Annotated in this window: 12 protein-coding genes; 2 read left to right on the top strand and 10 right to left on the bottom strand. The window is 30.5% G+C overall.

The genetic code is table 11. The features are described 5' to 3' along the window. Nucleotides 1-20: 20 nt before the first annotated feature. The 7 genes from ACZ49Z_RS03860 to flxA all read right to left on the bottom strand — a co-directional run bounded on the left by ACZ49Z_RS03860 (nt 21) and on the right by flxA (nt 7,618). Complete coding sequence (locus tag ACZ49Z_RS03860; RefSeq protein WP_464306881.1) at nt 21-1,676, bottom strand: phytoene desaturase family protein; 1,656 nt, start codon at nt 1,674-1,676, stop codon at nt 21-23. Nucleotides 1,677-1,736: 60 nt separating this feature from the next. Then, nucleotides 1,737-2,615 (bottom strand): LpxL/LpxP family acyltransferase, encoded by an 879-nt coding sequence (locus ACZ49Z_RS03865; RefSeq protein ID WP_464306882.1) that lies wholly within the window; start codon nt 2,613-2,615, stop codon nt 1,737-1,739. Further along, a complete protein-coding gene (locus ACZ49Z_RS03870) occupies nt 2,615-2,869 on the bottom strand; it encodes an acyl carrier protein (protein WP_464308042.1) in 255 nt (84 codons plus the stop codon). Before ACZ49Z_RS03870 ends, ACZ49Z_RS03865 begins: the two co-directional genes overlap by 1 nt. Continuing rightward, nucleotides 2,862-4,097 (bottom strand): beta-ketoacyl-[acyl-carrier-protein] synthase family protein, encoded by a 1,236-nt coding sequence (locus tag ACZ49Z_RS03875; RefSeq protein WP_464306883.1) that lies wholly within the window; start codon nt 4,095-4,097, stop codon nt 2,862-2,864. Before ACZ49Z_RS03875 ends, ACZ49Z_RS03870 begins: the two co-directional genes overlap by 8 nt. Nucleotides 4,098-4,112: 15 nt before the next feature. Continuing rightward, complete coding sequence (flxB, locus tag ACZ49Z_RS03880) at nt 4,113-4,844, bottom strand: flexirubin biosynthesis SDR family reductase FlxB (protein ID WP_464306884.1); 732 nt, start codon at nt 4,842-4,844, stop codon at nt 4,113-4,115. Between the two features lie 15 nt (nt 4,845-4,859). Further along, nucleotides 4,860-5,972 carry a WG repeat-containing protein gene (locus ACZ49Z_RS03885; protein ID WP_464306885.1) on the bottom strand — a complete coding sequence of 371 codons (1,113 nt, stop codon included), beginning with the start codon at nt 5,970-5,972 and terminating at the stop codon, nt 4,860-4,862. A gap of 125 nt (nt 5,973-6,097) precedes the next feature. Beyond that, complete coding sequence (gene flxA / locus ACZ49Z_RS03890) at nt 6,098-7,618, bottom strand: flexirubin biosynthesis tyrosine ammonia-lyase FlxA (RefSeq protein WP_464306886.1); 1,521 nt, start codon at nt 7,616-7,618, stop codon at nt 6,098-6,100. A 372-nt stretch (nt 7,619-7,990) separates the two neighbouring features. Between flxA and ACZ49Z_RS03895 the strand changes: the two genes are divergently transcribed. Further along, entirely contained in the window at nt 7,991-9,244 is a 1,254-nt protein-coding gene (locus ACZ49Z_RS03895) for an NAD(P)/FAD-dependent oxidoreductase (protein WP_464306887.1), read from the top strand. 23 nt (nt 9,245-9,267) lie between these two features. On the opposite strand, the gene ACZ49Z_RS03900 is transcribed toward ACZ49Z_RS03895, so the two are convergent. Both ACZ49Z_RS03900 and ACZ49Z_RS03905 read right to left on the bottom strand, forming a co-directional pair. Beyond that, the gene (locus ACZ49Z_RS03900; protein ID WP_464306888.1) at nt 9,268-9,849 is read right to left on the bottom strand and encodes a hypothetical protein; all 582 of its coding nucleotides are present in this window, start codon (nt 9,847-9,849) and stop codon (nt 9,268-9,270) included. A gap of 74 nt (nt 9,850-9,923) precedes the next feature. Next, entirely contained in the window at nt 9,924-10,538 is a 615-nt protein-coding gene (locus ACZ49Z_RS03905; protein ID WP_464306889.1) for a hypothetical protein, read from the bottom strand. Nucleotides 10,539-10,866: 328 nt separating this feature from the next. On the opposite strand from ACZ49Z_RS03905, the gene lepA reads away from it, so the two are divergent. Then, on the top strand, nt 10,867-12,663 hold the full coding sequence (gene lepA / locus ACZ49Z_RS03910) for a translation elongation factor 4 (RefSeq protein ID WP_464306890.1): 1,797 nt from the start codon (nt 10,867-10,869) through the stop codon (nt 12,661-12,663). 99 nt (nt 12,664-12,762) lie between these two features. Here lepA and ACZ49Z_RS03915 read toward each other — a convergent pair whose 3' ends face one another. Further along, nucleotides 12,763-16,410 carry an ABC transporter permease/M1 family aminopeptidase gene (locus ACZ49Z_RS03915; RefSeq protein ID WP_464306891.1) on the bottom strand — a complete coding sequence of 1,216 codons (3,648 nt, stop codon included), beginning with the start codon at nt 16,408-16,410 and terminating at the stop codon, nt 12,763-12,765.

The raw sequence follows: 16,410 nt of genomic DNA on the forward strand, positions 1-16,410 counted from the left end.
AAGACACTAATTTAGTCTCCTTACACTTTTATTACTCCTTTAAAAGTCCTCATTTTATCCGATCTTTTTACATGTACCCATTCTGGCCATGTTGAAATATTTTCAGCATCATAGATTCTAATCTTCTGATTAGGATCTTCTATAATTAAATCGTCATTTTCGCAACCTAATATTAAAGCCGCTGTTGACACACCTGAGTGTGTTGCTCCTGCGACCCCATGTGATAATGTACTTGCACCACAAAGATAAAAGTTTTCAAACTCTGTTTTATTCTTATACGAAAAAGGACCAACCTGTTTTAATGTCTTCTCTGTACCATAAACATTACCTTTAGTTGAGTTAACATAAAACTCATTCGTTTTTGGTGTTCCTAACTCTGCTTGAACAATATATTTTTTTGCATTTGGAATTATTTTCTCCATATTGTTCATGAATTTATTGATTACTTTTTCTTTAAAAATCTTATACTCTTCTGTATGATAATCCTTAGCATTCTTAAAATCGGGTAATTTATCATAATCTATATAGGTAACCAATTCGAAATTATGATACCTCCCATTAAAACTAACAGGATCTTTCAAGGTTGTACAACTAATAAAAAGAGCAGGAAATTCAACACCTTCTTCCACATTTCCATTTGTAAGTTCTTCAAAATGCAAATCCATGTCCTCACTCTCTAACATCCATATATTTCCTGAATCAATTCCGAACCGAGTCACATCGACATCTAAAGTTAAAAATAATATCAATGAGGTTACTGAATATTTAGTCTTACTTATCTTTTTTCGAAGTTCTTTACTTAGATGTTCTTTCCCAATTAAATCTAAATAGCTAATTGAAGGATCGGCATTTGAAATAATATTTTTTGCAAATAACTTTTCTCCATTATCTAACTGAACACCAATAGCTTTTTTATTCTCTATAATAACTTTTTTAACATTTTGCTTAACACGTATTTCTCCTCCATGTCTTTTAACACCATTCGTCATAGCTTTTACAATTCCGCCACCGCCTCCCATTGGATAAAACCCACCATCAAAATAATGACTCATAACCGAACAATGTACTGGAAAGCAAGCTCTATTTGGCGGAAGACCGTGATCTCCGCATTGAATATTTAAAATTGTTTTTAATAATGGATTTTTAATATGCCAACCTATGACTTTTTTCAAAGAAAACAAAGCAAATTTTCCAAAATGCTTAGTTCTAAATGGTACTGTTAATTTTTGCCACCATCCTTTTAATTTGGGCATTAATTGCAGTTCGTAATTCACCTTTTCCACGAGAGAAACATACTTTTTAATATTTTTCTCTTCATCTGGAAACTGAGCAATAAGAGTTGATTTTAAGTTTTCTATACCCGCGGGTAAATGAAAAATCTTACCATTTATCAAGCAATGTTCATAAGCCCTTTCGTTCATTCGAAAAAACACCATATCATTTGCTATTCCTAGTCCTCTATATAGTTCGTTTGTAGATTGCCCCTCATCAATTAAACCTACATAGTGCACTCCAGGACTAAATCGTTGACCATTTAACATGAAGCTATGACTCCACCCTCCAGGAACATAATGTTGTTCTAAAACCAATACTTTTTGCCCGGCTCTAGCCAAGCAAATTGCCGTGGCTAATCCACCAACTCCTGAACCAATAATAATAGCATCAAATTCTTCCATACTTTATCTAAAATCTACTAAAATACAAAAGAATATATCTAGTAATTAATTATTTAAATATTATTTAAGTTCATCCCAAAAATCAAAGTAATTAAACCACTGTAAAGGATATTTCTCTACCATACCTTCAACACTCTTACAATATTCTTTAAGCAATGCTTTTTCATCTCTGTGCTTTGCGTGAGACTCTCTAGTATATAAATGGTAATGCAAATTTGCCTCTTTCATTACATATACAAAAACAACTGGAACTCTTAATCTTGAAGCAATAAGAAATGGACCAGCTGGAAATTTTGCTTCTTTTCCTAACAATTCTTCTGTTAACGACTTCACACCTTCAAAATAGCGATCCCCTGTAAAACAAACTAATTCATTTCTTGCTAAAGCAGCGTTTATATCAAAGATATGAGATAAATCTTCTTTTAAAATTATAAATTTTACACTCGGTTTTTTTGTTATTTTTTCCAAATAATCTTTAATAGCTGAATGTTCTAAGTCAGTAGTAACTAAATTAATTTGAAAATCAACATCAATCTCTCCTAAAAAATGTTCTGCTATTTCAAAATTTCCCATGTGAGCACTAATAAGTACTCCCCCTTTTTTTTCTTCAAGCAACCTTTTTAGTATTTCAATACCGTCAAACTCGTAGGTAAATTTATTTTGCAAACCAGCTGCAATAGCAACCTTATCTATTATTGTTTGTCCAAAAGTATAATAGCTTTTGAACACCATAATTTTTGATTTAAAATAAGAAAATCCACATCTTTTATTAAAATAATAAAATATCGCCTTATTACTTGATTTTAAAAAAACGAAATAATAAGACGCTACAAAATATAAAATAAAATATGCAGATTTTACTCCTAATTTTTTTATACAAAAAACGAAGATTTTATATCCAAGGACAGTTCCTTTAGATTTGCCGTCCCATTTACTCATTAAGCAGATTTAAGTTTAATCTTATTTTCAATTAAATCATAAAAATTCTGAAAAGTAGAAATCCCAACGAAATCAGCTTCCACTAATTTAACTCCAAAAATAGATTCGATAGAAACTACTAAATCAACATAATCCAAACTATCCAATCCTAGCGTATCTTTTAAAATTGCATCAGGTTGAACATCATCAGATTCAACTTCAAACTCATCTACTAAAAACTCTTTAATTTTATCTACTATTTCCTCTTTATTCATCATCTTTTTTATACTTTTTTACTACTAATGCTGAGTTTGTACCACCAAACCCAAAAGAATTTGACAAAAATATGTCAAATTTTTTATTTAATGTTGTTTTAACAAGATTTAATTTTGCCGAATCCTCGTCTGGATTTTCTATATTAATATTGGGAGCAATAAAGTCATTTTGCATCATTAATATAGAGTAAATTACTTCACTAGCCCCAGCCATCCAGCACTCGTGGCCTGTCATCGATTTAGTAGAACTAACAAAAGGATTACTCTTTCCAAAAACATTAAAAATTGCTTTTGCTTCATTTGCATCACCAACAGGTGTTGAAGTTGCATGGGCGTTTATATATTCAATTTGGTCTGGACTTAAACCAGCTTCTTCTAAAGCTCTTTGCATAGCTATAGAAGGCCCTTCAACATTTGGAGTAGATATATGCCCGCCATTTGAAGAAAACCCATAACCTACAACCTCAGCAATTATATTTGCTCCTCTCTTAATTGCTGACTCATAACTTTCTAAAATTAAAGTAGCACCACCACCACTTGGCACAAGTCCATCTCTTGATGCATCAAAAGGTCTTGAAGATTTACTTGGATCATCTTCTCTATTAGAGAAAACACCTAAACCATCAAAACTACTCATGGCATATTTGTTGATTTCCTGTGCTCCACCACAAATAATTATATCTTGAAAACCATTTTTAATCAAAAAATAACCTAATCCAACAGAATGTGATCCACTAGCACAAGCAGCACTAACCGTCAAATTAACACCTCTTAATCTAAAAATAGTAGACAAATTCATCGTCACAGTCGAGTTCATGGATTTAAAGATTGCTCCCGATCCTATTAAAGATGTATCTTTTTTTTCCCGAATAATATCAGTTGCTTCTATAATAGCCTTAGAAACACTATCATTTCCATACATAATTCCTACCTCATTATTATCAAAAAAAGCGTCATCTATTCCTGCGTTTTTCAATGCCTCTATAGTAGCCAAATAAGCATACTCACTTTCCTCTCCCATACTAATTCTTTGCCTGCGAGAAAGCAAACTTTTTAAATCAGGTTTAGGAACCATGCCGGTTAAAGCAGATTTGAAGCCAAATTCTTTTCTTTCTTCATCGATTCGTATTCCCGATTTTCCTTGATATAATGATTCTTTAACTTCGTCTAAAGATGTTCCAATACATGAATAAATACCCATACCAGTAATAACAACTCTTCTACTCATTATTTAAAAGTAATTTTATGAATAAATTCCACCGTTTATATTAATAATTTCACCCGTAATATAACTTGCTCTTTTAGACACTAAAAAAGAAACTAAATCGGCTACTTCTTCAGCTTCGCCAAAACGATTCATAGGAATCAATTTAATTAATTCTTTTTCATCTAATTGACTTGTCATGTCAGTTCTAATAAATCCAGGAGCTACAGCATTTACAGTAATATTTCTTTTTGCAACTTCTTGTGCCAAAGCTTTTGTAGCCGCAACGATAGCACCTTTTGCAGCAGAATAATTTGCTTGACCTGCCGTACCTTTTACTCCAGAGACAGAAACCATATTAACGATTCTTCCAAATTTATTTCTTAACATTTTTTGAATAAAAAAGTTAGTTACATTGAAAAAACCGTTCAAACTTGTATTAATCACACTTGTCCAGTCTTCATTACTCATCCACATAAACAAGCCATCTTTTGTTATCCCTGCATTATTAACTATAGCTTCTACTATAGCATCTGGATTTGCCTCTTGCCAAGCTGTTAATACAGCTTTCACTTCTTCATAATTAGCAACATCAAATTGGATAATTTCACCAGTAGCACCATTTTTTATAACTTCTTCTAAAGTTTTTTCAGCAGCTATTTTATTAGCTTGATAATTAATTAAAATATGGTAATCCGATTCTTGCGATAATTTTTTACAAATTTCACTACCAATTCCTCTTGAACCACCTGTTACTAATACACATTTCATACTTTCCTTAATTTATTATTCTAAAAATGGTTCGGCATTATCATACCATTGATCCCCTAGAAGCTTTCCTTCCTTGTTTATGAATCCCCATTTTTTCCCATTTTTAACTCTTGCTAAACCTCTCACAAAACCTTTGTCCTGATTTTTAAAAATAGACAGCAGTCCTCCAGCGGAAATTTCATACAAATTAGGTATTATTAATGTTCCCGATTTATCAACAAATCCCCATTTTCCTTTTTTTACTGGTGCCAATCCATCTTTACTAAACACCTCTGCATCATCATATTTTGGTTCTATTACAAATTCCCCTTTACTATTTACATAACCCCATTGTTTTTTCACACATACTGGAGCTAAATCGTTTACAAATGCTTTTGCTTTATCGAATTGTGGAATTATAGCCCACTCTCCTTTTAAATTTATAAACCCTATTTTTTTCTCTTTCCTAGCATATGTTAAATCTTGAGAAGAAAAGTCCCAAATTTTATCCACACCATCAATCGGCTTAAATTCTCCTGAAATAACTAAACCAAAAGATTCATTTTTCCTTGCCCAAGCTACTCCTTTATAATAGTTTCCTATTTCATCATATTCAATTGCTACAACAACTTTACCTACTTTATTAATTATTCCCCATTTATCTCCCTCCTTCACTCTAGCAAACTCTCCTTCAAATGACTTAATAACATCATATTTTGGTGCAACAATTTCTTTCATTTGATTATTAACAAATCCAACCTTGTTATTTACTCTTATGAAAGCTACTCCTTCTTCAAAATCAAAAATCTTTTCTGTTAATGGAGATTTTATTACTTGTCCCTTTATATCAATGTAACCCCATTCTTTTTCTTTCAAAACAACACAAATTCCACTATCAAAATACTTTACATTGTCAAAAGTTGCTGGTATGACCATTTCTCCTTTAGAATTGATAAAACCCCATTTTCCATTATCTTCAACCGCAGCTAACCCATTAGAAAAATTTTTAGCTACTTTAAATCTAGGCTCTATTGCAATTTTACCTGACTCTGAAATATAACCAAATTTACCATCTTTCTTAACCAGTGCTAATTTTTGAGAATTAACAAACTGCACGAAAAACAACAATACAAACAAAATCCGATTCATCTTATTGAAATTTAATATTTTATACAATTATAAACATATTTTTTAAACAAAATATATTTTACTACAAAATACAATCAACCTCACATCCTTAAAAAAATAATTCGTAGATAAAAAATTTTGTTTAATTAATTATTCATCAAGTACGTTTTTACATTTTGAACATAAGGGTACATTACTTGGTCATCTTTAAATTCAGCAATTATAGTTCTAATATCATCGTATATTTTTCTTGTAACAGATGAAATTTGATCTTTGTGTCCCAAATAATCAATAGCCTGAACAATTGTAATTAATTCTATACTTAAAACTTCAAAGGCATTTTCAATAACTTTAGACGCAATAATTGCAGAATTAGTCCCCATACTAACAATATCTTGGTTATCATTGTTATTTGGAATACTATGAACATACATTGGATTAGATAACATTTGGCTTTCAGCTGTTGTTGAAGTTGCTGTAAACTGAACTCCTTGCATTCCAAAATTAAAACCTAATTTTCCTAAATTAACAAATGGAGGAAGAATTTCATTAATTTTAGAATTCATCAAATAATTTAACTGACGCTCTGCCAACATTGTTAATTTTGCAATTACAATTTTCAACTTATCCATTTCCAAAGAGATATAGTCACCATGAAAATTCCCACCATGATAAACATGTTTTTTATTTACATCAATAATAGGATTATCATTTGCTGAATTAAATTCATCTTCAAGAATTGAAGCAACACTATTAATTGTTTCTAATACAGGACCAAGAATTTGAGGAACACATCTAATAGAATAATACTCTTGTACTTTTTCTTTAAAAACATCTTCATTATTCTCTCCAGAATATAAATGCTCTTCTCTTTTTCTAACTAGAGTACTATCAGAAAGATTTTCCCTCATTCTTTTAGCAATCTCTTGCTGTCCTTTATGCCTTTTAGTTCCATTTAACTCTTCCGACAAATGATCATCGTAGGCTTTCACTAGTTCATTAATAGCACAGGAACATTTAATAGACCAATCTAAAACCTTGTTTGCATAATGAACATTTACTACACCTATTCCTGTCATAACTGAAGTTCCATTCATCAATGCCAATCCTTCTCTAATTTCTACTTGAATTGGTTCTAATTTTTCTATTTCAAAAACTTCTTTTGTTGCTCTACGCTCTCCTTTATAGAAAACCTCACCCTCACCTATCAATACAAGTGCCAAGTGTGCCAATTGCACTAAATCCCCACTAGCACCAACACCCCCATGCTCAAAAATTAATGGGGTAATATCTCTATTAATCAACTCCTTCATTAAGTTTATTACAGAAGGGTGAACCCCTGAACACCCTAAAGAAAGTGTATTTAATCTTGCTAAAATTGCAGACTTAACAAATAAAGGACTTAATGGTTTTCCTACACCTGACGAATGACTTCTTATCAAATTGTACTGTAACTGATTTCTATCTCCATCCTCAATTCTATACTGAGCCATAGGACCAAAACCTGTATTTACACCATATATAACTTTATTCTTTGAAAATTCTTTCAAAAACTCAAAACTTTCATTAACCTTATTTAAAACGGTTTCGCTAATTTCTATTCTATCGTTACCGAAAATTATAGATTCAAATTCCTTTAAACTTAAATACTCTTTTATTGTGTTCATGCAGCAATTATATTTTTAATTAAGTAAATTTCTTTTTTAAAACTTATACATTCTAAATCAATTACACTTAATTTACTGGGTGCAAATGTAATTTAATATCTTCAAAAATTAAATTAACAGCTTGTTTTTTTTATCATTCTAAAAGAATGAATTATATTTTTTCTATCAAAATCAAATTGAACAATATTTATTTTTTCCAAAACTCAACATTATTACAGAACTAACCTGCATATATTATGACTTTGACTACCTTCTTTTTTAACAGTTAAAAACTTTATTTCTAATCAAAAAACAATTTTTATAGAAAAATAATTACTTTTACCCTCTAATTTAAGAGATTTTTAAATACAAGAACATTCAAAATTCAGTGTTATGACTCAAGAGTATGTAGATGTGCTAATAATAGGCGCAGGACCATCTGGATGTGTTTCTGCCTCCTATCTTCACAAGAACAATATTAAAGTTAAAGTTGTTGAAAAAACTAAATTCCCAAGGCTCGTTGTTGGCGAAAGCTTGATACCTCGTGTGATGGATCATTTTGAAGAAGCAGACCTATTAGACTCGTTAAATGCTATGAATTTTGAAAAAAAATTAGGAGCACGATTCATAAGAAACGAAGAAGTTTGTGTCTTTGACTTTAGTAACAAACATGGTGAAGGATGGGATTGGACATGGCAAGTTCCGAGAGCTGATTTTGACAACACCATGGCTCAAGAAATTATTAGAAAAGGAATTGATTTAGAATTCGAATCTGAAGTTATTGCAATTTCATTTAATGAAAAAAAATCAACAACTACAATAAAAGACATAAATGGCAACCTTAAAGAAGTACATGCTAATTTTGTAATTGACTCTAGTGGATACGGCAGAGTTCTACCTAGATTACTCGATCTAGACTCCCCTTCTAAACTGGCTCCACACTCTGCTATTTTTACTCATGTAGAAGACATTAGAAGACCTGAAGGTGAAGAGGGAACACTAATCTCTTTTGACATTCTTGAAACTGAAGTTTGGCTTTGGGTTATTCCCTTCTCAAATGGAAAAACCAGCCTAGGTGTAGTTGGCCCAACTGATTTTATAAACAATCTTGCAAACAATAATTTAGAGGCACTAAACAAGGCTATTAATATGTCTGACCACTATATTAAACGTTTTGGTGGTGTCCCTTTTAGTTTTGAACCCATCAAACTTGAAAACTACTCACGCTCTGTAAAAAAAATGTATGGAGACGGTTTTGCTTTAACAGGAAATAGTTCTGAATTTTTGGATCCAGTATTCTCATCTGGTGTTGCATTTGCAACAGAATCTGGAATGTTAGCCGCTAAATTATATTTAAAAGAATCACAAGGTGAAAATGTTAATTGGGAAACAGACTTTACTGGCTATATGAGAAAGGGAATTGATGTCTTTTCAACCTATGTTAAAGAATGGTATACTGGTAACTTACAAACCTTATTTTTTCATCAACCAGAAAACCCAGATGTAAAAAGAAAAATCTGCGCTGTTTTAGCTGGCTATGTTTGGGATCAAACTAATCCGTTTGTAAAAAAACACAGTAATATTATCAAAAACATGGCTCACGTTATTAACATGGAGAAAACAATGCAAGAAAACAAAGAAGTCTAGATATTATATCTAGACTTCTTTGTTTATAACCTTTTCAATTGCATAACTATATTTTTCGCTAGTTTTTCATATGCTCCAGCAATTCTGTTGCCTTGATCGTATGTTAACTCTTTGGAAATCCCTATAACCTTGTCATATTCTATTTGAAAAAGTATATTTTCTGGATTTTGAGTTTCAAAAAATGTTAATACTGCACTAATTTTTGCAGGTTCAACAGCAGCAAGAGTATATCCAGGATAAACCCAAATAGTTTTTACAGTTAAACTAAACTTTAACAATTCATTTTTTTCTACTTTAATTTCTCCCTTTTTAAATCTTTCATTAAAATAAGAAATAAAACTAGGTTCATACTTATTTTCTCTGTCCGCATACCAATCTTCTTTAAATTTTTCTGCCTTCCACTGCTCACCACTTCTTTTTTCCATCTTTTCTGCTAAGTACTCTTCTTCAGACTCATAACCGTGAACTACTAATTCTGAATAATCGAAAGCAATGTTATATTCTGAAATCTCTTTTAAATTCTTTAAATCACCCGACAAAACTTTAAATCTTTGAGAAAAACCAAGGGTAGAAATAAAGAATAAAATTAACACTAATTTTTTCATTTTTTTCATTCTTTAATTATATCAAAAAGCCCTAGCAATACTAGGGCTTTAATCATAACTTTAATAAAGTTATATTATTTCATTTTCTTAAGCTCTTTCGCTATGTTTTTAGCAAGAGACTTTCCAGTTTTAGCAAACCCTTCACCAATTCTACTTTCATTGCTAAAATTATTTCCCCATTGGTCTCCAGGTGAATTCTCACTTTTTATTTCCAAAAGCACATTCGATCTGTTTGCTGTTTCAACAAATTTTAAATTAGTAGTAACTTTTGCAGGTTGTTTCATAACTGCAACATCCCATCCTGGAAAAATCCAAACAGCTTCTACAATTAAAGTATATTTCGCCGAAGACAAATCCTCTTGAAAAGTTATCTCTCTTTTTTCTTTAGTTAAAACTACATTTATTAATTCTAAAAATTTAGGATTCCAAATTAATTCTTTACTAGCTTCCCATTTCTTTTTCCATACATCTCCGTTACCTTTATTTTTTTTATTTAGATCATTCATTCTATCCTCTACATACTCAGCCTCTGTTTTATTTTCTTTCATCAATGTTAAATTGCTATAATCAAACTCAACATTAACTTCTGTCTCTCCATTAAGAAATTTATAATCTCCTTTTGTAACTTTCATTTTTTGTGCTGTCATTCCCAAAGAGACAAACATCAAAACTAATAATGCTTTTTTCATTTTTATTTAAATTTTTATTATTGCAAATATATCAATTTTGACATGTTATAATAAAACTATCAAATAAATTTTTCCATGTAGTATATCTGAATTAAAAAAAACACTTTACAACCTATTACTTTATTTTATTCAGATTTTACAATTCTCCAAATAACATTCGTTAATCTTCATTCCTCAATCCAAAACTTTAAATTATATTTGCAAATTATATGGTTACTTATTGAACATGTTTTTTAATGTTAATTTTTATAAATATTGCAATTATATAAAACAATAACAACCAAAAACGTAACGAAGAGAAAGTGACACCCTAACAAGAAAATTTAGAATGAAGAACATTAGAAACTTTTGTATTATAGCTCACATTGATCATGGTAAAAGTACTTTAGCCGATCGATTGCTTGCTGCTACACAAACAGTAACTGCTCGTGAAGAAAAAGCACAGTTATTAGACAATATGGATCTTGAGCGTGAACGTGGTATTACTATCAAGAGTCATGCAATACAGATGAACTACAAACATAATGGTGAAGATTATATATTAAACTTAATTGATACACCAGGGCACGTAGATTTCTCTTATGAAGTTTCTCGTTCTATTGCTGCTTGCGAAGGTGCTCTTCTAATTGTTGATGCTGCGCAAAGTATTCAAGCACAAACCATTTCAAATTTGTATTTAGCATTAGAAAATGATTTAGAAATCATACCTGTTTTAAACAAAGTTGACTTACCAAGTGCTAATCCTGAAGAAGTTAGTGACGACATTATTGATTTACTAGGCTGTAAATTAGAAGATATTATTCACGCCTCTGGGAAAACTGGTTTTGGAGTAGATAAAATTCTAGAAGCTATTATAGAAAAAGTACCCGCTCCTAAAGGAAATACAGATGAACCTTTACAAGCTTTAATTTTTGATTCACATTACAACCCTTTTAGAGGTATTGAAGTAATTTTCCGTGTTGTTAATGGAGAAATTAAAAAAGGGCAAAAAATTAAATTCATGGCTACAGGTAATGAATATTTTGCTGACGAAGTAGGAACTTTAAAATTAAATCAAGTTCCAAAAAATAAAATTTCCGCTGGTGATGTTGGTTATTTAATTTCTGGAATTAAAGAAGCAAAAGAAGTTAAGGTTGGTGATACTATTACTGATGCCAAGGAACCAACAACAAACATGATTACTGGTTTCGAAAACGTTAAACCAATGGTATTTGCTGGAATTTATCCAGTGGACACGGAAGATTTTGAAGATCTACGTGCTTCCATGGAAAAGTTACAATTAAATGATGCCTCTTTGGTTTTTGCTGCTGAAAGTTCAGCTGCATTGGGATTTGGCTTTAGATGTGGTTTTTTAGGCATGCTACACTTAGAAATTATTCAAGAGCGTTTAGAACGAGAATTTGACATGACTGTTATCACAACAGTACCAAACGTTTCATACTTAGCCTATACAAAAAAAGAACCTGAAAATGCAATCATTGTAAACAATCCTTCCGATTTACCAGAACCTTCTAAACTAGACCGAGTAGAAGAACCATATATCAAAGCAACCATTATTACAAAATCCGATTTCGTTGGTAACGTAATGAGTTTATGTATTGAAAAGCGTGGCGTTATTACCAATCAAACTTATTTAACTACCGAACGAGTGGAATTAAATTTTGACATGCCATTAGCTGAAATTGTATTTGACTTTTATGATAGATTAAAAACAGTTTCAAAAGGATATGCCTCATTTGATTATTCTCCTATAGGAATGCGTACTTCAAAATTAGTTAAGCTTGACGTATTATTAAACGCGCAATCTGTTGATGCCCTTTCTGCATTGATTCACGAGAGTAATGCCTACTATATTGGAAAAAAAATGTGCGAAAAACTAAAAGAACTAATCCCAAGACAACAATTTGACATTCCAATTCAGGCTGCAATTGGAGCAAAAGTTATTGCTCGTGAAACCATTAAAGCATTGAGAAAAGATGTAACTGCAAAATGTTATGGTGGTGATATTTCTCGTAAAAGAAAACTTCTAGAAAAGCAGAAAAAAGGTAAAAAACGTATGCGTCAAGTAGGAAATGTAGAAATTCCTCAAGAAGCGTTTATGGCTGTTCTGAAATTGAATGATTAATTAAAAACCAAAAGAAAGAATATAAAAAAACCCAACAACTTTTGTTATTGGGTTTTTTCATTTTTAGAATAAATCCCTAACAAATTATACTCTTTGTGATTATAAATCCATACGATTATCATTAGAATTTACATCAATTAATTTATTATGGGGATCTATCCCAACTTCTTTAGGGAGCTCTTCAACAATTAAAGTAATTTTATTATTTATATTAGTAATCTTATGCTTTTTTAAATATATCTCTTTTTGTGTTTTTTTACCATTTCTTTCCGTATCTGTAAAAACGCCCACTTCAATATAATCAGCTAATGGATGTGATTCTGTTTCATATTTATCTTCCTTACCTTTATATTTCAATTTCTTTCCTGCTCTATCTTTATAAACACGCTCTCCTAAATCATCTGCTTTATATTTGGCAACTTCAAATTCCATATCTATTTGATATTTCCCATTTGCAAGTTTCTTGTAGGTTGCTTTTTTCATACGATTTTCATATAGGGTAATTGTTTCAAACATGTCGTTAATTAAATATTTCAAGGAATCTGGAGTTACTACTCTTAATTCATTAACAAATTCAACAGAATTAGTATAGGGTGGTTCTTGAAAAGCAACTTTATTTACATATTTTTTCAATGCACTATTCATTTTCTTCTCTCCTATATAATCACTTAAAGCATACAAAACCATAGACCCTTTATAATAATGAATGTACTGTTGATTTTCGTTATACATTAAAGGTTTTTCTTTTTTATCTTCAAATGTTCTCCCTCTTAAATAAATATCTAAAGATTCTTTAAGAAATTTTCTCATTTGCGATTTTCCATATTCTTTTTCTAATACTTTTAGAGAACTATATTCCGACAAACTTTCCGACAACAATGTTGCACCTTGAACATTAGCCCCTATAACTTGATGTGCCCACCATTGATGTGCAACTTCATGCGCTGTTACAGAAAAAGGATAATCGACTGCTTCTGCATCTTCGTCATCTACCGAAGCAATAAATCCAATATCTTCTGAAAAGGGAATTGTATTAGCAAACGACTGAGCAAAGCCTCCTCCTGTTCTTGGAAATTCAATGATTCGAACTTGTTTATGCTGATAAGGACTAAAATTAACAGTATAATAGTCTAATGCCTTCTTTACCCCTTTTATCATTCTATCAACATTATAATCGTGTCCTTTGTGATAATATATTTCTATATTGACATCATTCCATTTGTCTTTTTTAATTTCATATTTAGCAGACTGAAACGCATAAAAGTTCAGCATCTTTTTATCCATTTTATAATGAAAATAATTCCTTCCTTCTTTTTGCCATTCCCTTGTCAAATATCCTGGGGCAATTGCAATTTGCTCTCCAGAAGTACTTATAGTCGTTTCAAATGTAATCCAATCTGAATCTGAACTAATATAATTGTTTTTCCTAGCAATCGAGTCTGTAGGACTTGCCATTCTTTCTTTTGGCTTCAATCCATATTTTGCTCTAACATCATCACCTGAAATTTCAGCACTTTCAGAATAACCAATTGAAGGAAAGCTACTATTATTTATAAAAGTTCCATTATATAATATTGGAGAATTATCTACAAAAAGTGTATTCGGCTTATTCTTAATTTTAAACGTCATTTGCAAGGAATCACCTGCTAAAAGAGGCTGTTCTAGACGATATATATCGAAATTAAAAACACTGTCTATTGAAATTACAGAATAAGGAACATTAAAATCAACCTTTGCTTCTTCAGTTCGATTTATATAAATTGTATCAATTGTAACATTGGTTTTATTTTTCAGAACGTAGATTCCTTTAACATTATAATTTCTTTCTTCGGGAAAAATATCTAAATCAATTTTTACATCTGTTACTCTTGGTTGTGGTTTGTTTTCATATTTTTTATATTTCTTCTCCCATTCTACTCTTTCTTTTTCTTCTTCGTTCGCAGACTTAAAGGTATTAACCACATTGTTTTGATAGTAAATAGCACTTCCTAAAGCTATAAAACCAATAAAAGATACAGTCAAAGGAATTGCTATTTTCTTATTTAACCTAGCCACGCCTTCTTTTATTCTAACTTTTGCAGACACTCCCATTCCTCTTTTATAAAACAATAAAGCCAAAAAGAAAAACGTAATACCTAATAACAACCAATAAATTTTATATATAAAATAAATCACTAAAGTATGTCCGTAACCATTCATATCAGAATAACGAAAACCTGTATCACTATTAAATTGATAAACTTCTTGTTCTATCCCTATTACAGATAAAAAATTTAATCCAATTGATAAAATAAGTAATATAAAAAACCCTAATAAATAATTTTTGAATAACGATTGAACTAAAAAAGCTAACAAAGCCCAAATAACATAGTGAATTAACTTTAGCCCGTAAAGCTCTTGTAAATAATGACCAATTTCAAAATTATAATAGCCTTTGTAAACTTGGAACAAAACACCCGAAACTAAGACAACTCCTAACAACACAATCTGCATTTTTACAATTGCAATAAATTTTGAAAGTAGTAGGACCCAATTTGGAGTTGGTGTAACATCAACCAAATGGCTCATTCTTGTAGTTGTACCTCTATGAATTAATAATCCAGTAAATAAAAATGTGAGCATATTTATAAACAGTCCAAACGTATTGCTGGGGGCAGCTAACATTTGCCAAGTAGTTGGATATGTTTCTGTACCATAGAACTCTCTAGAAGACACTGCCATTAATAAAATAAAAATCATTCCTAATAATAAAATACTAATAAAAATCCAATTCTTTACAATAAATTTAAAATCTACATTGGATAAATTCCATGCCGTTTTTATCTTTTGTGAAATTGAAAAATCATAGGATACTTTCGTTAGATTAATTTTTGTAATGCCTCCAAAGTTATTTTTAACCACCCTTTCACTACCCTTACTTTTTCTTAAAGTTAATGCATTTTGAGTAAAAGAAAAATATCGATAAATAAAGCCTAAAATCAACAAGGAAAAAGAAAACCAAAAAATACGATTATATACTAAAACTCCTTCAAAAGGGAGTAGATTATTATTTTTTTCAAAAACAGTCCAATACTTAGTATAATATTTCAATGCATCAACTCCAAAAGGTTCAAATAAGGCCACTAAAAATTTATTATCTACATTTTGTGTAAAATTACTTACTACCTCTTGTATAAAAAACAATATTAATATAGTTATAAATCCAATTGAAATATTTCTAAAAATAGTTACTACTGCAAAAACAATGACCCCATATGTAAACAAATTTGGAATAACAAATATTAAATAGGTTTGTAAATATGCTATAAAGTTATGTTCGCCTAATAAATTTGGGTTTACTCCTGGCAAGAAAGAAGCCAGAAAAGCTGCTATTCCAACAAAAACAGTAATAAGTACAACAATTAAAAATGAGCTTAAAAATTTACTCGTTAAATATTCCCATTTTGAAAACGGATACGAAAACAATATAGAATGCATATTATATTTAAAATCTCTATATACTGATGCACCTACAATTGAGGGTAATAAAAAATAAATCAATACTGAAAGACTATTCAATATTTGATTAATTGCTATTGGGGAATTAGCCAATTCCTTTGATGATGTCGTAGCAGAAAAATCATCAAAAATCCCCAAATTAGAACCCATTATTAATATAGAAATTGTAAAAAAGATAGCTATATATATGTATAAAAGAGGGCTTTTCAACCATCTTTTAATCTCGAAAGCAAAAATTGTTTTAAACAT

The sequence above is a fragment of the Flavobacterium sp. KY-23415 genome (assembly GCF_055384985.1).

Coding starts and splice junctions, on each gene's coding strand:
- flxA (WP_464306886.1), bottom strand. CDS start 7,618: ATGAACACAATAAAAGAGTATTTAAGTTTAAAGGAATTTGAATCTATA.
- ACZ49Z_RS03860 (WP_464306881.1), bottom strand. CDS start 1,676: ATGGAAGAATTTGATGCTATTATTATTGGTTCAGGAGTTGGTGGATTA.
- ACZ49Z_RS03915 (WP_464306891.1), bottom strand. CDS start 16,410: ATGTTTAAAACAATTTTTGCTTTCGAGATTAAAAGATGGTTGAAAAGC.
- lepA (WP_464306890.1), top strand. CDS start 10,867: ATGAAGAACATTAGAAACTTTTGTATTATAGCTCACATTGATCATGGT.
- ACZ49Z_RS03875 (WP_464306883.1), bottom strand. CDS start 4,097: ATGAGTAGAAGAGTTGTTATTACTGGTATGGGTATTTATTCATGTATT.
- ACZ49Z_RS03865 (WP_464306882.1), bottom strand. CDS start 2,615: ATGAGTAAATGGGACGGCAAATCTAAAGGAACTGTCCTTGGATATAAA.
- ACZ49Z_RS03870 (WP_464308042.1), bottom strand. CDS start 2,869: ATGAATAAAGAGGAAATAGTAGATAAAATTAAAGAGTTTTTAGTAGAT.
- flxB (WP_464306884.1), bottom strand. CDS start 4,844: ATGAAATGTGTATTAGTAACAGGTGGTTCAAGAGGAATTGGTAGTGAA.
- ACZ49Z_RS03885 (WP_464306885.1), bottom strand. CDS start 5,972: ATGAATCGGATTTTGTTTGTATTGTTGTTTTTCGTGCAGTTTGTTAAT.
- ACZ49Z_RS03895 (WP_464306887.1), top strand. CDS start 7,991: ATGACTCAAGAGTATGTAGATGTGCTAATAATAGGCGCAGGACCATCT.
- ACZ49Z_RS03905 (WP_464306889.1), bottom strand. CDS start 10,538: ATGAAAAAAGCATTATTAGTTTTGATGTTTGTCTCTTTGGGAATGACA.
- ACZ49Z_RS03900 (WP_464306888.1), bottom strand. CDS start 9,849: ATGAAAAAATTAGTGTTAATTTTATTCTTTATTTCTACCCTTGGTTTT.